At 51.6% G+C, this 17,922-nt stretch carries 19 protein-coding genes; 12 read left to right on the forward strand and 7 right to left on the reverse strand.

The window, feature by feature from the left end; genetic code table 11:
* The first annotated feature begins 3 nt into the window (after nucleotides 1-3).
* The 6 genes from BD_RS15090 to BD_RS15115 all read left to right on the forward strand — a co-directional run bounded on the left by BD_RS15090 (nucleotide 4) and on the right by BD_RS15115 (nucleotide 3,202).
* Nucleotides 4-291, forward strand: coding sequence for a hypothetical protein (locus BD_RS15090; RefSeq protein ID WP_011165645.1), 288 nt, complete (start codon nucleotides 4-6; stop codon nucleotides 289-291).
* Between the two features lie 97 nt (nucleotides 292-388).
* Complete coding sequence (locus tag BD_RS15095; RefSeq protein WP_011165646.1) at nucleotides 389-658, forward strand: Flp family type IVb pilin; 270 nt, start codon at nucleotides 389-391, stop codon at nucleotides 656-658.
* 2 nt (nucleotides 659-660) lie between these two features.
* On the forward strand, nucleotides 661-1,005 hold the full coding sequence (locus BD_RS15100; RefSeq protein WP_048349786.1) for a hypothetical protein: 345 nt from the start codon (nucleotides 661-663) through the stop codon (nucleotides 1,003-1,005).
* Nucleotides 1,005-1,739, forward strand: a complete 735-nt coding sequence (locus BD_RS15105; protein ID WP_011165648.1) for a hypothetical protein — start codon at nucleotides 1,005-1,007, stop codon at nucleotides 1,737-1,739. Before BD_RS15100 ends, BD_RS15105 begins: the two co-directional genes overlap by 1 nt.
* Nucleotides 1,740-1,835: 96 nt before the next feature.
* Nucleotides 1,836-2,318, forward strand: coding sequence for a hypothetical protein (locus tag BD_RS15110; protein ID WP_050792931.1), 483 nt, complete (start codon nucleotides 1,836-1,838; stop codon nucleotides 2,316-2,318).
* A gap of 8 nt (nucleotides 2,319-2,326) precedes the next feature.
* Complete coding sequence (locus tag BD_RS15115; RefSeq protein WP_011165650.1) at nucleotides 2,327-3,202, forward strand: hypothetical protein; 876 nt, start codon at nucleotides 2,327-2,329, stop codon at nucleotides 3,200-3,202.
* Here the strand turns inward: BD_RS15115 and BD_RS15120 are convergent.
* Both BD_RS15120 and BD_RS15125 read right to left on the reverse strand, forming a co-directional pair.
* Nucleotides 3,195-4,463, reverse strand: a complete 1,269-nt coding sequence (locus BD_RS15120) for an amidohydrolase (RefSeq protein WP_011165651.1) — start codon at nucleotides 4,461-4,463, stop codon at nucleotides 3,195-3,197. The genes BD_RS15115 and BD_RS15120 overlap by 8 nt on opposite strands.
* Nucleotides 4,464-4,518: 55 nt before the next feature.
* The gene (locus BD_RS15125) at nucleotides 4,519-6,672 is read right to left on the reverse strand and encodes a hypothetical protein (protein ID WP_011165652.1); all 2,154 of its coding nucleotides are present in this window, start codon (nucleotides 6,670-6,672) and stop codon (nucleotides 4,519-4,521) included.
* 220 nt (nucleotides 6,673-6,892) lie between these two features.
* Between BD_RS15125 and BD_RS15130 the strand changes: the two genes are divergently transcribed.
* The 3 genes from BD_RS15130 to BD_RS15140 all read left to right on the forward strand — a co-directional run bounded on the left by BD_RS15130 (nucleotide 6,893) and on the right by BD_RS15140 (nucleotide 10,482).
* On the forward strand, nucleotides 6,893-7,999 hold the full coding sequence (locus tag BD_RS15130; RefSeq protein WP_041583624.1) for a hybrid sensor histidine kinase/response regulator: 1,107 nt from the start codon (nucleotides 6,893-6,895) through the stop codon (nucleotides 7,997-7,999).
* A gap of 75 nt (nucleotides 8,000-8,074) precedes the next feature.
* Entirely contained in the window at nucleotides 8,075-9,376 is a 1,302-nt protein-coding gene (locus BD_RS15135; protein ID WP_011165654.1) for a type II and III secretion system protein family protein, read from the forward strand.
* On the forward strand, nucleotides 9,373-10,482 hold the full coding sequence (locus BD_RS15140) for a CpaF family protein (RefSeq protein ID WP_011165655.1): 1,110 nt from the start codon (nucleotides 9,373-9,375) through the stop codon (nucleotides 10,480-10,482). The genes BD_RS15135 and BD_RS15140 overlap by 4 nt, the downstream gene beginning before the upstream one ends.
* A 40-nt stretch (nucleotides 10,483-10,522) precedes the next feature.
* On the opposite strand, the gene BD_RS15145 is transcribed toward BD_RS15140, so the two are convergent.
* On the reverse strand, nucleotides 10,523-10,969 hold the full coding sequence (locus BD_RS15145) for a hypothetical protein (RefSeq protein ID WP_011165656.1): 447 nt from the start codon (nucleotides 10,967-10,969) through the stop codon (nucleotides 10,523-10,525).
* Nucleotides 10,970-11,074: 105 nt separating this feature from the next.
* Complete coding sequence (locus BD_RS15150) at nucleotides 11,075-11,845, reverse strand: DUF1266 domain-containing protein (protein WP_011165657.1); 771 nt, start codon at nucleotides 11,843-11,845, stop codon at nucleotides 11,075-11,077.
* A gap of 74 nt (nucleotides 11,846-11,919) precedes the next feature.
* Between BD_RS15150 and BD_RS15155 the strand changes: the two genes are divergently transcribed.
* Nucleotides 11,920-12,582, forward strand: coding sequence for a DUF4097 family beta strand repeat-containing protein (locus tag BD_RS15155; RefSeq protein ID WP_011165658.1), 663 nt, complete (start codon nucleotides 11,920-11,922; stop codon nucleotides 12,580-12,582).
* An 82-nt stretch (nucleotides 12,583-12,664) separates the two neighbouring features.
* On the opposite strand, the gene aspS is transcribed toward BD_RS15155, so the two are convergent.
* The gene (gene aspS, locus BD_RS15160) at nucleotides 12,665-14,479 is read right to left on the reverse strand and encodes an aspartate--tRNA ligase (protein WP_038448450.1); all 1,815 of its coding nucleotides are present in this window, start codon (nucleotides 14,477-14,479) and stop codon (nucleotides 12,665-12,667) included.
* 185 nt (nucleotides 14,480-14,664) lie between these two features.
* Here aspS and BD_RS15165 point away from each other — a divergent pair, with 185 nt between their 5' ends.
* Together BD_RS15165 and BD_RS15170 are read left to right on the forward strand one after the other, a co-directional pair.
* The gene (locus BD_RS15165) at nucleotides 14,665-14,970 is read left to right on the forward strand and encodes a polyhydroxyalkanoic acid system family protein (protein WP_011165660.1); all 306 of its coding nucleotides are present in this window, start codon (nucleotides 14,665-14,667) and stop codon (nucleotides 14,968-14,970) included.
* Between the two features lie 8 nt (nucleotides 14,971-14,978).
* Nucleotides 14,979-16,100, forward strand: coding sequence for a sigma-70 family RNA polymerase sigma factor (locus tag BD_RS15170; RefSeq protein ID WP_011165661.1), 1,122 nt, complete (start codon nucleotides 14,979-14,981; stop codon nucleotides 16,098-16,100).
* 12 nt (nucleotides 16,101-16,112) lie between these two features.
* On the opposite strand, the gene BD_RS15175 is transcribed toward BD_RS15170, so the two are convergent.
* Both BD_RS15175 and BD_RS15185 read right to left on the reverse strand, forming a co-directional pair.
* The gene (locus BD_RS15175; protein WP_144313796.1) at nucleotides 16,113-16,544 is read right to left on the reverse strand and encodes a hypothetical protein; all 432 of its coding nucleotides are present in this window, start codon (nucleotides 16,542-16,544) and stop codon (nucleotides 16,113-16,115) included.
* Nucleotides 16,545-17,107: 563 nt separating this feature from the next.
* The gene (locus BD_RS15185) at nucleotides 17,108-17,893 is read right to left on the reverse strand and encodes a FliA/WhiG family RNA polymerase sigma factor (protein WP_011165664.1); all 786 of its coding nucleotides are present in this window, start codon (nucleotides 17,891-17,893) and stop codon (nucleotides 17,108-17,110) included.
* Nucleotides 17,894-17,922 lie beyond the last annotated feature (29 nt).

Raw genomic sequence — 17,922 nt, forward strand, 5'->3', positions numbered from 1 at the left:
TAAATGGCTGAAAAAGTTAAGCTTTCTAAAGACGGTAGTTCCATTGACTTCGTTCAATCTGACAGCCTTCCTACGTCCCTGAAGAAGTTCCGTCAAAGCCCGGAAATCGAAGGTTTCTACCGCTTTATCTTCGAAAACGACCTTCAAAAAGAAGCTTACGATATCTTGGATCGTATTATTATCCAGCGTAAGGCTAAAAAAGCCGGCGCAAAAAAAGAAGCTGCTGCTGCTGCCAAAGAAGAAAAAGCCGCTGCCAAGAAAGCTGAAGCTACAAAAGCTAAAAAGAAGTAGTTCTCCAAAAAGTCCGGACCTCCGGACTTTTTTTTTGCTTTAATCGCACCCCGCCCCTGTCCGATCTTTGCTTTCACCTCCTGCCACAGGAGAAATCATGAAAGCTCAAACCATCATCAAAAATAAAAAAGGCCAGGGACTTGTTGAGTACCTGATCATTGTCGCCATCGTTGCCGTCGGCAGTATTTCCGTCATCAAAGTTGTCGGTGCGAACATCGACGTTCAGTTCGCCAATGTGGCCCAAGCCCTGGGCGGAACCGACAGCCGCAAGAAAGAAGCTCACAAAGTCACGGACACCATGTACAAGAAGCGCGACTTCAGCGATTTCTTTGAAGGCTCCGTCAACTCGAAATCAGACAGCAAATAGATATGAAATCCCTGAATCAAAAAGGACAAGCTCTGCTGGAGGCGGCCTTGGTGCTGCCGCTGCTGTTAGCCACAGGCACGGCACTGGCTTTTCTATTCTATCGCACGATGATTTTCTATTATGCTGACCACCAACTGCATGAAGCCCTGATCTGTGCTGAATCCGTGCAAGTATCCACCTGTAAAAACCATCTGGAAAAGAGTCTGCAAAAGCTGGTGTTTAAAGACACCCGGTTCAATGTTCGCCTGAACAGGTCCATCACTGGCAGCTCCGGGCGCATCGAAATCGCACTTCAACCGGAAATCAATATTTCGAAAGAACTGCGACTGACCAGCCGGGGCTGGTAATGAAGGATCAAAACGGTTTTGCCGCCATCCTGATATTGGCCCTGCTGCCAATACTGTTGTCCGGGCTGTTTTTGGTCGCGGCATTGATGGGTTTCCTGCAACTGGATCTGGCGATGAAACACACCTGCCGCAGTGAGGGAATGCAGGGGCAGGAAAAAGTCCGTCCCCATCTGGAAAAGCTGCTGTCGCTGAATCCCAAATCCATCAAACTTAAAACCCAGTGGCTGGCAGCTCAAGCAAAGCTGGCAGCCGCCGTCGCCTCGGGAAATCCCGCCGCTATCGCAGCCGCCGAACAGCGCCTGCTGCAGGTTCAAAGCTGGCGCCAAGCTCTGGAAGCCCGGCAAAAACAACTGATCCAACAAAGCAACCTGCAGCTTCAGCGCAGTCATAACTCAACCCGTGCGCAGCTTTATCGCACCAGCAGGGAAAACCAGACACGGCTGAATTTCCTGACGATCAAAACCCAGATTGAAAATGAATCCCTCCCACGCTTGGCGGTCCGTCCGGACTTTCCGGACACGGCGCCGACTTACAGCCCCGAACAGTCTTTTGAACTTCGTCAGGCTTTGGCGCAACGCTGGCAGTACCGAATCGCGCTGCGCCCGCCCTTGTCCAGTTTCCTGAAGGCGGATTTCGGCTTTGAAAAAGCCTGCGCCGTCACTTTGACCAAAGGACCCGTACAATGGAAAACACAAATAACAAAGGGCAGATACTCATTGAAGTCTGTCTGGTGATGGCCTTGGTGCTGCTGATTTTCTTCGCGGCCTTTTCCCATCTTTCAAAACTAAAATCTGCGCAACAACGCCACCAATTCACAAAAGAGAAGTCTTATGTTTCAAAAGACCGTTTCAAATCTAAAAAGTAACTGGCCACTTGTGGGTTTTCTGGTGATCGGCCTGATCGCCTTTATCAGCAGCCCTTCCAATTCTGAACAAGATCCGCTGGAAACCGTGGCGCCCCCCGCATCGGTGGACACTTATATCCCTGCAGGCCACGTGCTGGTGCCGATTGAAATTGCCAATGCCGAATCACTGGCATCGCTCGTGGGTGACATGGGTGGAGTCGTGGATCTTTATCTGGCCAGCAACGATACGCAAAAAGGCGGATTGAAAGTGGGAAGCAAGTTGAAGCTGCTGCGCGCTCCCCTGAACCCCCAGCAATATGCCGTGCTGGTCAAAGACAGCGAAAGCCCAAGATTGCTGAGCTTTAGCGGTCCCTTCATTGCCGTTGTTCAAAACCCTGAAGCCCGCGGCAACAGCGTCACTCCAGCGTCAGCGCCGCGCAAAGCCGTGCGCATCGAATATCAAAACTAGGAACCAACATGAAAACGCTGTTTGCAATTCTATTCCTTCTTCTGGCGCCGACTGCCCAGGCCCAGGTTCTGATTCAGGCGCCCTCGGCCTCCCCGACGGACTTTAAAAAATATTTGCAGGAAAACCCCACCACACGGTCCTACGGTGATGTGCAAATTGAAAAGCTGCAACAAGCCCCCGATCAGGAGCAGCAGTTGTTTCATCTGGCAGATCTTTCCCCAAATGAAGTACCGCAGGGGCTTGATACTTTGACTCGTCTGAATCAGCAGTCAGCACTTTCAACTTTAAGTCTGCAGTTTCTGCGGGACCTGACCTCAAAGTGGCAAAGCGGAAAACCCTCCCCGCAAATACAAAGCTCGGTGCGGAATCTGCACTGCAAATTCAGTTTGTTGCAGCAGGAATCCGGCCCCACACCATGCGCTGTCGAAACGGTGTCTTTGGAAAACCTAAGAAAGCTCAATCCGTGGATGAAAGCTTTGGCGGTGGAAAGTCAGCTGATCCCGCTGGAAGAAAGCAGTCGACTAAGAATCGTGACCGAGGCTCCATATCACTTCACGCTGATTTCTGACTCCCACGCCAGTGTTAAATTTTATGGAACATTTGCGCAGCTTTTGCAGCAAACCAACACCCCACAAGCCCTGATTGAAGGCGGCTGCGGCGGCTTTCAATCCCAAATTGACGATATAAGTCTGTCCCTGCAGGCCCGGGTGTTTTTTACTCCCAGCTGCGTACAAGCCACCAATCAGGCCGATGAAGAAACAGAAAAAAGTTGGGTGCAAAGAAATAAAAAGTGGCTGATCCCCACGGCGGCCATCCTTGTGGGTGGCGGAATCTATGCAATGAAAGACAAAAAGATAACTATCGACAAACCGTCGTTTAAATAATCCTTTTGCCGTTAAAGACAACCTCTTTAACCACGCCATCCTCGATCACCGAATGGCAATCCGGCGCAAAGGTTTTATCCGGGTGTGCGTGCACCACCGTGATGTCGCCGTTGAATTTGCGAATGCGGGCCTGAGGGCTTTCCTCCAAGGCCAGATAGTTGCGCCAGAAAGACGATGGCTCCACCGGACTGTCGCAACCAAAAGAAATCGGGATCTGCGCCAGGCGCAAAGCCTCCCACGGGAAAACATACGGGTAAAGCTCTCTCAGTTTTTCCATCAACCACACACGGTCACTCAACCAATGACAAGGCTGCATATGACAGCGCACATGCAAAGGTTTCATCATCTGAATGGTTTCCGGGCGCAGAATCTGCGCGTGTTCCAGATTCAAACGACCCACAGCCCCTTGTGCCGAGATCTTGCGTGCGGTCTGCACAATGTGATGAGCCGCCTCGTCACCAATGGTGTGAACGGAAAACTCAAGCCCCGCAGCCCAAGTGCGTTTCATGATCATTTCAATATCGGCCAGGTCCCAAAGAATGCGACCCTGATTGCCAGAACGCTCCCCGTTGTATGGTCGACTGAGCAAAGCTGTCTCGGATCCCAAAGAACCATCATAGAAAACCTTGATGCCTTTGGAACGAAGCAACGGACGTTCCTGCTTTTTTGTCTCGACCGCCAGAGTCAGCATGCGCTCAAAATCATTCATGTCATGAGAGGTGAAGTTTTCCTCGATCGCCAATGTCAGGTCGCCGGCATCCGCCACTTCACACAGCATATTCCACAGGGACTCGGTGCAGCTCAGGTCGCGCACGTGAGTGAAGCCTGCGGCGTTGAACGTGCGGCAGGCTTGCAGGATGTTGGCTCGTTGCTGGGATTTAGAGAACGAAGGCAGATGATCCCAGGCACGCAGATGGTCTTTTTCAGTCAGAATGCCGGTCGCGGACTCCAGGCCCATTTCTTTGAGGGCTGTGGTATTCAACCAGCTGCTGTGACCGTCCATGCGGGCAAAATAAACCGGAATATCGGGGAAGACTTTATCAAGAAGATCTTTGTGCGGCTGTTCGTGTGCAGGCCACTGACGCTCATCCCAACCAAACCCCACCAGCCAGTGCTGACGATAATATCCCGGCTTGGTGCGATCCAGATTCTGCAGATCCTGCAGGGATGTGATCGACTCCAGACGAAGCCCCGAAGCGAATTCGCCCGTGGCGATAAAGTGGACATGACTGTCGTAAAGACGCGGGATTTTAAAAAGCATAAGGCCCTCTGTTTTAGCAGAAGGCCTTAGTTTATTTAACTGTTTAATTTGTTATTTAGCGAGCAGAAGGGATTGGAGCCGGACCTGTTGTCCCGCCTGTACCCGGAACCGGAATCGGCTGAGGACCGCCGATACCACCACCAATTGGAGTTGGACCGATACCTGTGCCACCACCGATACCAATACCGATAGAGCCACCCACGCCGCCTACGCCGTATTGAACTTGCTGGATTCTATACAACAATCCATAAAGTTCCTGCTGCAAGCTTGCCACAACCTGCTGTCTTTGAACCTGCTGTTGCATGTAAGACTGCTGCTGTTGGATGTACTGTTGATACTGTTGCATTTGCATTTGCATCATCTGCTGCTGCATCTGAAGCATACCAAGGCTTCCCGCCATGCCACCAGCCATGCCGCCCATGCCTGCCATACCGCCGGCCATTGCGCCCATGCCCATCATGCCACCTGGATATGCGCCCATCATTCCGGCCATACCACCCATGCCGCCCATCATAGCGCCAGGGTAAGCACCCATCATGCCGCCAGCCAAACCGCCGACCATCGCACCAGGCATACCGCCCATCATTCCGGCCATACCACCCATGCCACCCATCATCGCGCCTGGGTAAGCACCCATCATACCGGCCATGCCGCCCATACCGCCCATCATAGCACCTGGGTAAGCACCCATCATGCCACCAGCGAGACCGCCGACCATTGCGCCAGGATATGCGCCCATCATGCCGGCCATGCCACCCATACCGCCCATCATAGCGCCTGGGTAAGCACCCATCATACCGCCACCCATCATAGCACCTGGGTAAGCTCCGATAATTCCACTAGCCAATGCGCCCATGCCCATCATGCCACCTGGATACGCGCCCATCATGCCGGCCATGCCACCCATGCCGCCCATCATAGAGCCTGGGTAACCACCCATCATCGCACCAGGGTAAGCGCCCATCATGCCACCGGCCATACCGCCGATTATACCACCCATGCCGCCGTAAGGTCCGCCCATGCCCCATGGACCGGCCATACCCCAAGGACCCATCCCTGGCATATAGATACCGCCGCCCAAGCCACCCATGCCCGGCATACCATATGGGTTCCCCCACATACCATTGCCGTTCATGCCGCCGTAAGGACCCATCATACCGTAGGCACCACCGTTATTGCCGGCACAACCGAATGCACCCGCACCGATACCACCGCCGATAGAACCATAGATACCACTGCCGCCACCGACCATCTGGCCGATACCGGTACCAATCGCGCCCAAACCGTAACCGTAGCCCATGGATGCCCAAGGGTCTGTCGGCCAACCAATGTTGGAGTTCGCGTCAGCAATCATTTGATTTGTTTTGTAACCAGCAAGGATGGACAAACCACCCAAAGCGACGTTCCCGATCACAGAACCCCAGTTTGTTTCTGGTTTCTGATACTGATAACCGGAGCCGGACGCGATACAGTCAACGCACACGCCACCCTCAGAGATCTCACGACGACGTTCACGCTGTTCATCAGCGTAATCCTCTTTCGCGATCTTGATGTCTTCTTTTCTGTTGTCGATCAGGTTCTTCAAAGCATCAATTTCACGAGTGACTTTGTTTCTTTGAGAATAACCCTTTTTGTAATCAGAAAGACCTTTTTTACAATCTTCAGTCGTTGCACGACCTTTTTCACTTTGACGGAATTTTGGAGTGGAACAAACCGTACCGGACACAGAACCGTTTTTATTCGGATCACAAACGCGCGCCCATTCCTGGATGCTAAAGCCGTGAACTTCACGAGTGCCGCCAGCCTGAACGGAAGCATCACCTTCCTGACCTTGAGCGATGAACTCATCACTCGCGCCCATGCCTTTGTACTCTTTACAGCTGACGTTGTTCTCGATGTGCTCAAACATCAATTCTGTATAGTCTTCAGATACCACGTCTTCGACATCTTTACGGGAACGAGTCAGGGATCTGTCGATCTTCTTCAATTCAGATTGTTTTGCACGAAGCTGCTTTTGTGCTTCGCTGATTTCAGCCTGAGCTTCTTTGATTTCATCTAGATAGCTGGAAGAACCGGCACCAGCAGAGTAATCATACGGGCAGGCTTGCATGCCACCGTACATCCCTGTGCCCCATGATTGGGCTTGAGCACCAACTGCATAGCTCATCACCAAAGTGAAAAGAGCTGCAATGCGCATCCAAAACTTCATACACGATCTCCTGAAAAGGAATAAAAAAACTTCTATCGTTCCACTCTTCGTCAGAATAGCGCTTCAACTTGATGCATTCCCGGTCTAAATGTTGAAAGATTATGAATCTGGACTGTCGACCAGCATATTTCTCACATTTAGCAGGACTCGACCCGGACGGTACGATGGACCAGCTGGAAATCCTTTGCACTGGCTATTTCCAGATCCTACACTACCTCATATGATTAAAAGCACAATTTTGTGTGTCGACGACGAAGTGGATAATGTTGACGCCCTGGAACGCCTGTTCCGAAAGAAATACAACGTCTTAAAAGCCACCTCTGGGAAAGAGGCTTTGGCAGTGCTGGACGAACATCCGGGCCCCGTGGCTCTTATCATCACCGATCAGCGCATGCCAGAAATGACCGGCGTGGAATTCCTGGAAAAAACTCTGACGTCTCATCCTGAGACTGTGCGTATTTTGCTGACCGGTTACACCGATCTGGAATCCGTGATCAGTGCTGTGAATAAAGGTCAGATATTCCGTTACCTGACCAAACCCTGGGACCCGGTGGATCTTTCAAACACCGTGGAGCACGCCATCGACCGCTATGTCCTGGGTCAGGAACTGAAAGCGAAAAACACAGAACTGGCGCGCGCCTTGGAAGAACTTAAAAGCCTGGATGTTGCCAAATCCAATTTCATGATTCTGATCAACCATGAACTGAAAACTCCGCTGACTTCGATCTTGAGTTTTTCTTCGCTGCTGGCGGAATCAAAACTGAACGACGAAGACAAACTGATGGTGAACCGTATCACCCGCAGTGCCGAGCGCCTGAAAACCCTGGTCGAAGATGTTCTGCTGGTGGTGCGTGCGGAAACCAATCAACTGAAAATCGACATGCAGCAGGTAGCCTTCACCCAGTTTGACGAAGCCGTCAGCAAAGAAGTGCAGGATTTGCTGAACAAAAAACAGCAAAAGCTTGTCAGCAAGCTCGAACCGCTGGCCGTCACCGCCGATGTTCGCCTGATCAAACAAGTCATGCTGCGATTAATTCATAATGCCGCAAAATTCGGAACTGATGGCAGCGAGATTCATCTGGAAAGCATGAAAAGCGGCAACAACCTGCGCTTTGTGGTTTCCAATATCGGCCCTCACCTGCCCTCCTCGGTCGTGGATAAAATCATGAAGCCCTTCTTTATTGATGAGGACGTCATGCACCACTCCACCGGAACGGGCTTGGGCCTGACGATCTGCCAGTCTATTTTAAAGTCGCATCAGTCCCACCTGCAGTTTAAAAACACGGCTCAGGGTGTGATGGTCTTCTTTGAACTGCCACTGGCCTAGGGTGTCCGGCCCGCGGCTCTGACCCCGCACTATCCCGCCAACAACTCTGCACGGGCTTTGCTTTAAAGCCCGCACATGAAAACTTTGCTGTTTTTCCTGATGCTTATTTCTTTCCCTGCTTACTCTCAGACCGCGCTGGTGCTGGGGCTGGGCGAACAAAAGACCGTGCCTTTGCAAGGGCAGGATCGTGTGTGGATTCAAGACCGCGAAATCCTGACCGCCGAAGGTCAGGGTGGAAGGCTTCTATTGGTGGGTCGTCGCGAAGGCTTCACCACGGTTAAAGTGGGCGCCGTCCTTTACAGCGTGCAGGTTCTGCATCCCTCCAAGAAAGACTCCTTTCAGGATCTGACAACATATTTGAAAACGCGCGTGGGTTTGCACGCGTCCCTAAAAGAAGGTGATCTTTTGATTGAGGGCCAGCTGTATCGCCTGCAGGACTGGATTCATCTGGCGGATCATATGCGCACAAAAAACCTGAACTATCAAATGCGGGCACGGATGACCGCTTCCTTGCAGCAACTGGCCCAAGAGCATTTCAGCAATTTGTTTTACAAGGCGCATTTGCCGCCGCAAACACTGATCTTTGAACCTGCCTTGGAAGTCCGAGTCAGCGGCACCGATCAGACCTTCCGAAAATACAGCAGGCTTCTGATGCCCTTTGGAGTCAGCCTGCTAAAGGACGAAACCAGTCTGGATATTGCCCCGACCATCAAGGTGCAAATCACTGTCGCCGAAATCAAAAAAGACTTTTCCCTGAAGTACGGCTTGCGCCCGCCGGCGGGTTATTCCGCCAAGCTTATGCCTGACGGAGTTTGGGAAAGGGATGAACTTCCTTTCAACCTGACCGCCTTGGAGGCTCAGGGCCAGGGGAAAATTCTGGCAAGCCCGAACATTCTTTGTCGCAGCGGAAAAGAGGCCGAGTTTCTGGCGGGGGGCGAATTCCCGATCAAGATCATGAACTATAAAATGCAGGACATCGTGTGGAAGCGCTATGGGATCTTACTGCGGGTCAAACCCAAAGCGGACGCCGCCGGACGCATGAGCATCTCGATTGAAACCGAAGTTTCCACCGTGGATGACTCTCGCAAAGTCGATGATGTTCCCGGAATTTTGACCAACCGGGTTTCCAGCCACTTTGATCTGACCAGACCGCAGACCATTGCGCTGTCAGGTCTGCTAAAAAGCGAAGACGGAAAAAGTTCCGAAGGGCTTCCCCTGCTTTCACGCCTGCCGGTGGTGGGGGCGCTGTTTGCCAGCAAGGACTTTAAGGAAAACCGCTCTGAGCTTGTCATCTTTGTACGACCTTCTATTTTGCGCGAGGGCGAGGAAAATCCGATGCCCCAGCATCTGAACACTTTGCAGGGTCGGCGCCTATGATGACAGAGGCCAAACACCTCTATGACAGAATTCATGAAGATATTCTGAAGCTTCCGCTGAATGAGTTTCTGCTCAGCTCCGAAGAGCAGCACAAACTGCGCTCTCAGCGTATTGAGCAGATTCTGGAACTGCACACGGCTTCCGCCGCCCCCGAGACACGAACGCGGGTGCAAAATGAAATGCACGCCTGGGGCCCGATTGAAAGCCTGCTGACGGATGAAGGTATCACAGAGATTCTGATCAATGGCCCTTCGGCCATCTGGCTTGAAAGAAACGGTCACCTGCAGAAGCATCCGGACTGTTTTTTCTCCGACACCAGCTATCGCAATTTCCTGGATCGCCTCAGCCATGCCGCCCAAGCCCACATCACCACCGAGTTTCCCTGCGCTGATGGCCGTTTTGGGGATTTCCGTCTAAGCCTGATTGGGGCTGAACTGACGCAGACTCATCCCCATGTGACCTTGCGTCGCCATCCTAAAAATCCCTGGAGCTTTGCCCGACTGGCGGAACATCAATGGTGCCCGGCCGACTGCCTGCCATTTTTTGAAGAGCTTGTAAAACGCCGTAAGAACTTTCTGGTGGTGGGGCCCACGGGATCTGGAAAAACCTCGGTGCTGAATTCATTTTTAAATCTGATGCCGGAAAACGAACGCATGGTGGTGATCGAAGACACCTCTGAGATTTCCCTTCCCAACAAAGCCAGCTTGAAACTTTTAACCCGCGAAGATCCCCAAGGGGTTTTACCTTCCGTGGATCAGGCGCAATTGGTGCGACGCTCTTTGCGCTTGCGGCCCGATCGCATGGTCATGGGTGAAGTGCGTGGCGCGGAAGCCAAGGACTTTTTAATGGCACTTGCCACCGGCCACAGTGGCAGTTTTGGCACCTTGCACGCGCAGGATGCGGGCCAGGCGCTGATACGTCTGGAAATGCTGATTCAGATGGGGGCTCCGCAATGGAGTCTTTCTGCGATCCGCAGGCTGATTCAAATGTCTTTGGATTATGTGATTGTGGCGGAAAGAAAAACCGATGGTTCACGCCGCATGAAAGGCGTCTATCGCATCACTTCATTGGAAGAAACGGGATTTCTGCTGGAGCAGGAAAAGTAAAAACCCGGAAAGCGAGGGGCGCCGTCCGGGTTTTTGAGATTTAAGCTACAACTTTTGTGGTGTCGGTCTGCGGTTTCAGTGGAGCTTGCTCCGGAGCGCGCAGATCTTTTTCAACAAAGAACAGTCCTTCGTTCTCGGTTGCTTTGGTGAAGGTTTCTTCCGACTTCGTCTGGTCGCCTTCGCGGGCCACAGATTTCGGATTATTGAAGAACTTCTGATTCAGGTCTTCAATCACCTTCAGCTTGTTCGTTTCGCCAGCCGGTCTTTTATAAACGGGAGAGGCCTCCGGCTGCATTTGTTGTTCAGGAAGATTTCCGGTTGCCCGCATTTCTTCCATCTGTTTGCTCAACGTGATGCGATCACCCAGGGAGTTCTTCCCCATCGGTCGGCCCAGGGCCAAAGCTCCGGGACGGGCTGGCTGGGAAGCCGAAGTGTCTACCGCTCGAGTCCTTGCCGTTGCTGGAAGGATTCCGCTGATTTTTTCCATCTCACACCTCCGTGCGTATCCATGAAGTCCATCCTGGTCTTCACTTGATAGAAAACGTATCGGAATCGAACGTATAAACTTGAGACGAAATTGGGAAATCTGGACCTAGGACCAGCTGATAAACTGCCAAGGACTTGCCGGATGCCCCAGCAGCTTTTCACAGATGGCTTTGACTCGAGGATCATCAGCCCCCGACCAGAACGTGCGCCCGATCAGGAAGCTTTGGGAAAAATCCATCCAATTATCAAAGCGGCCTTCAACAATCGGAGCCAGCTTCAGAATCTCGGACCACGCCTGAATATCGGAAAGGTGCCCGGCAACGAAGCTCAGACGCACCAGATGAATATAGCGGGAAGCATCCCAGGCCAGGATTCCGGGTTCCTTTAAATACTTATTCGTGCGCTGAACCCACAAGGCCAGCTTGCTGTAGTCCGCATCACTCATCTGCAGCTCCTGGTCCTCCTCCAGATCAAAGCGGAAGATCTGACGGAACTTTTCCATGGAAACAGCATCAATGCTGCCGTCCGAAGGCAAAGCCGATCTTAAAACATTGAATTTTGTACGGTGACCCTGGGTCCGGATGTTTTCCAGAGTCTTCTGACAGGACTCCCGGTCCGAGACGCCCCAGAACTCTTCCAGAATTCCCAGGCAATCCAATTTTATCTCGGGGCCATAGTTCATATCCAGACGGAAGAAGTACTCACCAATCTCGTCCAGAATTTGTTCGCGGGTTTCCGGAGCCAGCTCCGCCCCGTCCACAAGATCAGACCCGACAACTTGAAACAGCTCATCAAGAACTTGATTTTCCTCGATAAACGGCGCACCCAAAGACATCAATTTTTTTTCAAGATCTGTTTCTGGCAAAATGCGCTGCATGGGAACCCCTTTTCACCGGCCTTGTTCAATTCAAATACGTTTCAATTGCTTTTTCAATGTGTTAGTTTCTTCGCATGTTAAAGAAGCTCCTGCTTGCCGGTGCGGCATTATTTTTTATTCTTGCTGGCTCTTTGATGTTGTTGATGGGTTACGTCTTCAATAACCCCGGAACTGTTTTTAACGCCTTCAATTCCGTCGCAGACCGATTTTTGCAAGGTCAGACTCATGAAGAAAACGAGGAATTTTTTCTGCAAGGTATGGACGAGATTTTGATCTCTTCCCGCCGTGTGGATGTTGAACTGCGCACTTACAACGGCAGCACCCTGAAAGTGCGCCTGTCCGGCAAAGTGCCGCGTTTTGAAGAAGGCCAGTACATACTGCAAACAGCAGAAAAAACCCGTCTGCATCTGGAGTTTCAAGAACCCCTGGCCAGTCACTGGATTCAGATGAATGTGAATGGCCAGGAGCTGAGCCAGTCCACCGACTCGCATCTGAAAGCCGAAGTTTACGTGCCTGAGACTTTCAAAAAACAGATCCGCATTGAAACCCGCGAAGGACATGTAACCCTGCGCCTGCCACCAGCAGCGTTGTACGAACTGGATCTGCAGTCCATCTCGGGGCCTATCGACAACTCCCTGAAGCAAGAGCCTGGGACCGGTGTCGAACCAACAGAGGTGGGCCGCATTCAAGTCCAGACTGTTGAAGGACCCATCACCGTGCAGTCCGCCCTTGAGTAACTCCCGGCAGATTCAAAAAGCCTGATATCTGAAAACAAAAAAGCCCGGAATGTTTCCATCCCGGGCTTTTTGTTTTTATCTTTTAACTCTTCTTCAGATCTTCCAGATGCTTTTCAGCCAGAGTGCTCAGACGAACACCGACTTCCGCCAGCTGATCACGGTTCACCTCGCTTGGGCAGTCAGACATCAAGTCTGTTGCTTTCGCGGTTTTCGGGAACGCAATCACTTCACGGATCGCATCTGTTTCACAAAGCAGCATCACCAGACGGTCCATACCCCACGCGATACCACCGTGCGGAGGAGTTCCGTATTTCAAAGCCTCCAGGAAGAAGCCGAACTTGTGCTGAGTTTCTTCCTCGCTCATGCCCAACAGACGGAACATCGCCTGCTGAATTTCATTGCGATAGATACGGATACTTCCGCCACCCATTTCGTAACCGTTGCACACAAGGTCGTAGGCTTTCGCCAGCATCTTGCCGTAAGCAGCTTCGTTGTTGTTCACCAGATCCTGCGCGAACTCATCCTTCGGGGATGTGAACGGATGGTGACGAGCCACCCAGCGCTTTTCGTCCGGAGAGTACTCAAGCAACGGGAAGTCCACCACCCACAGGAATTTGTATTTGCTGTTGTCGATCAGATTCAACTCACGGCCCAGGTGCAAGCGCAACGTGGACAGTGCCGCACAAGCGGTGTCGTAATCATCCGCAACAACCAAAGCACAGTCACCGGCTTCACCGCCGCAGGCTTTGAACATTTCAGCCAGTTTTTCAGGACTGAAGAATTTGGAAACAGAAGAAGACAGCGTGCCGTCAGCTTCTGATTTGATCCACACAAGACCTTTAGCGCCCGCGCGTTTCGCCATGTCCGTCAGTTTATCCAACTGACCACGGGAATAGCTGCCACCTTTCGGAGCCGCGATACCACGAACGATCCCGCCACGAGCCAGAACATCGTCAAAGACCTTGAAGCCTGAACCCGTCACGATGGATTTAAGATCCTTGATCTCAACCCCGAAACGCGTGTCCGGCTTGTCGATGCCGTATCTGTCCATGGCTTCCTGATAAGTCATGCGCGGGATGGCTCCCACGTCGATGCCTTTGATCTCTTTCCAGATCGTGCGCAGAAGTTTTTCGTTCATCTCCATGATGTCTTCCTGATCGATGTAGGACATTTCCATATCGATCTGGGAGAATTCCGGCTGACGGTCCGCACGCAAGTCTTCGTCACGGAAGCAGCGGGCGATCTGGAAGTATCTGTCGTAACCGGAGATCATCAAAAGCTGCTTCAACGTCTGCGGAGACTGAGGAAGCGCATAGAAATGGCCCGGGTTCACGCGGGAAGGAACAAGATAGTCACGAGCGCCTTCCGGAGTGGATTTGTAAAGGATCGGAGTTTCAACTTCCAGGAAACCGTTGTCAGAAAGGAAACGACGCACCAGCTGAGCCACCTTGTGACGGGTGATCAGATGACTGGACAGGCGCGCGCTGCGCAGATCCAGGTAACGGTATTTCAAGCGCAGCATTTCGTTCACGTTCGTGTCGCTGACCTGGAATGGCGGCACCGCGGATTCATTCAGAATCTCGCAGCGGATCGCTTCCACTTCAACTTCACCGGTTTTGATTTTCGCATTCTTCATGCCGTCTGGACGGGCACGAACCACACCCTCCACGGCCAGAACAAATTCACCGCGCAGATTTTTTGAGGAAGCGGTCTCGGCTTTATTTGGATCCAGAACAACCTGAACGATGCCTTCACGGTCGCGCAAATCGATGAATACCAAACTGCCGTGGTCACGTCGAACATCGACCCAACCCATCAGTACAACTTTTTGACCTGCCTGGGAAACGCCCAGACTTCCGCAATAATGTGTTCTTTTTAGCTCTTTAACAAACTTCATATGTCTACCTTGTTCGTGGGCCCCAGATTTACATATTGTGCCATTGCAGTCAAAAACCATATTCTTATACTCTCCATAACAAAACCTATAGAGAGGCCCCTCGACCAGAGGCATTCTGCTTCATTTACCAATAATTCCCCCCTATAATTTCATCTCAGTAACCCATCACGCTTCGAGGTTTGAAGATGCCTAAGTTTACAATTGATCATTCCAGCAACCATTCTGCTGAAGAGGCCTACAAAAAGATTAAAGAATTCCTCTCGAATGATCAGGATATTCGACGCTTTGACCCAAAAATCCAGTGCTCTTTCGATGACAGCGCCAAGTGCGCCAACCTCAAGGGATCCCAGTTTAAAGCGGATATGGCCGTGGCGGCCGCTGGCGCAGGGAGCAAAGTCTCTGTCACTGTGGATCTGCCGTTGATGCTGACTCCCTTCAAAGGTAAAGTCACCGAGACTCTGCAAAGGAAACTGGCTAAATATCTTGGTTAGTTGAACTTATGGCGAAAACGAAAGCAAAAAGCCCCTCCACCCCCAAGACCAAATCCCCGTCCAAGACGGCTTCAGCCAAGAAGCCCTCGGGCAAGGCCGCGTCTGGGAAAAACACAAAGCCCGCCCCCACTGAATCAAAGTCAGTCGTGGCCGAGCTGGTGGACGATGCTCACAGCGACGAACTTCGCTCGCATGAAGAGGCCGAAAAAGCCTACGCCGTCCCCAGTGTCGAGGACGACCTTCCCGATGTGGAGGAGGACACCAAGACTCTTGCTGTCGCCGACACCTCCAAAGCGCTGACTTCGGCGGATCCTTTGGTGATGTATCTGAACGAGATCCGTCGCTACAAAGTTTTGACCCGCGAAGAAGAAATGGCCCTGGCCAAAAAATACTTTGAAAGCAAAGACCCTGAAGCTGCCCAGGCCCTGGTGAAAGCCAACCTGCGTTTTGTGGTGAAGGTCGCCGCCGAGTATTCCAAGTTCGGATCCAAGATGATTGATCTGATCCAAGAGGGCAATGTCGGCCTGATGCACGCTGTGCGTGAATTCAACCCTTACAAAGGGGCTCGCCTGATCACCTATGCGGTGTGGTGGATTCGCGGCTATATTCAAGAGTTCCTGATGCGTCAGTATTCCATGGTGCGCATCGGAACCACTCAAAATCAGCGCAAACTGTTTTATCAGCTGCAAAAAGAAAAAGAAGCTCTGGATGCCATGGGCATTGAACCCAATATTGGTTTAATCAGCAGCCGTCTGGGCATCCCGGAGGACGAAGTGCGTGACATGACCATGCGCATGTCCGGACGTGATGTCAGTCTGGATCGTCCCGTGGACGACGAATCCGGCACCACTCTGGGCGACCTGCAGCGCGGCCCTTCAGACCAACCTCTGGATGAGGCCCTGGCCCACAACGAACAGCTGGAGATCTTAAAGCAAAAGATTGAGGAAATCCGTCCCGAGCTTTCCGAACGTGAAAAGATCATTCTGGATGAACGCATCCTGAATGACGACCCCCTGACCCTGCAGGAGATCGGTGAAAAGCACGGCATCACCCGCGAGGCCGTCCGTCAGATGGAGGCCCGCCTGATGAAAAAAATCAAAGCCAAGATGGAAGAAGACGCCTCGGAATAGGCGTCTTTTCATTTAGTAGCGCAATACACCCCGACCGCGAAGGTTCAGCACTATATCCTCTTGAGGAGTCAACTCGATTTCAAGCTCCGCCCGTTTCAGCCCCACTGTGCGCGGCTGAAAGAACACACGAATACGGCACTGCTGACCCCGAAACAAAATCTGCGGGCAGTTTTCGGCATAATCAAATGCGGGCGGTCCACTCAGATCAAAATCATTGATATACATGGGAAGACCGCTGTTGTTGCGCAGGAAGAACGTCGCACGTCTTTCTTCAAACAGCCCCACCCGCCCGAAATTATAATAATAATCCCGATCCAGCGTGGTCGCTTCATCCGTCACATTGATCACATACACTTCGTTCAAATCGGTCTCGATGTCATCCTCATAACCAAAAACGGGAGAAGCGAGGAGAAGACCCAGAAAAACACTTGCTAAGATTTTCATAAGCACCTCCATTAAAAATCATTCTCGGCGCGCACGACTTACTTCGCAAAACGAATTTCTTCGATGGAGGGAATTTCATAAAAAGGACCGTCTGATGTCAGACCTCAGGGGACATCCCGCCCCGGACCAGAGGGCACTATGCCCCCGCAATGAGGCCAAAGATCAAAAACAAAAAAGGGCCCCCCATTTTCAGGAAGGCCCCTTTTCGCTCGAAGACAAAAGGAGAACAGCTATCTGCTGGTTCTTCTGTCGTTTCTATCTTGTTGAGGTCTTTGGGAAGTCTGAGAACCTCTTTCAGAAGAGCGCTCTCTTTCCCCCCCACGGCTGCTTTCTTCTCTTTGAGATCTGTCTTTATTCAGATCACCCTGTTGTGGCCTGTTTGTTCTTTCTGTTCCCACGGTTTCCTCCTTGTGGTTGTGATAAGCATTCATGCTTATACAGAACCCCTAAGCAAAGACCCTGCCACTTTTTATGTGCCCCATAACAAAAAACTCCCGGGATTTCTCTCCGGGAGTTTTCAACTTTTTTCCGATTTCAAATCTCTAATTTCAACCTGCTGGTTATCAGGCGATTTCAAGCTCGCCGGCGCCGATGGTCGCTGCCAGCTTCGCACGCAGACGGGCTACGGCCTGAGCATGCAACTGAGAAACACGGGACTCGGTCACACGCAGTACCTGACCGATCTCTTTCAGATTCAGGTCTTCGTAATAATACAAAGAAAGAACCAGACGTTGTCTTTCTGGCAGCTCCTCAATCGCCTGAGCCACCACTTCTTTGATGTTTTTGACATTCAACTGATTGAAAGGGCTGTTGGTGCGGGAACCTTCAAGGATGTCCATGATGGACTTCTTGTCGGTGTTGCTGAAACTTGTCGCCTGGTCAATTGGCAACAGGCTGACCGGGCGAACCTGATTCACCAGATCATGGAATTCATCAATCGACACATTCAGGGCTTTAGCCACTTCTTCGTCAGAGGGAGTACGACCAAGATCGGCTTCCAGTTGCACCATGGTTTTATCCAGGAGCTTGGCTTTGTCACGGATCGAGCGGGGAACCCAGTCCTGTGCACGAAGTTCATCCAGAATGGCACCACGAATGCGGAATTCTGCGTAGGTTTTGAATTTATTGTCACGAGTGGAATCGTACTTTTCAATCGCATCCATCAGACCGATGACACCTGCAGAAATAAGGTCATCCAGTTCGATATTGGAGGGAAGTCTTACCGCAATCTTCTGAGCGATGAACTTAATTAGCGGAGCATATTCTCTGATAAGGTCATCTTTTTGCGTCGGAGCGAGCTTGCGTGGCTCTTCCTTGTACTTCTTCAACAATGCCGCGTTTTTCCCCATATTTTCCCTCTTGAAGTCTATGTTATCAA

Source organism: Bdellovibrio bacteriovorus HD100, from assembly GCF_000196175.1.
GTDB lineage: Bacteria > Bdellovibrionota > Bdellovibrionia > Bdellovibrionales > Bdellovibrionaceae > Bdellovibrio > Bdellovibrio bacteriovorus.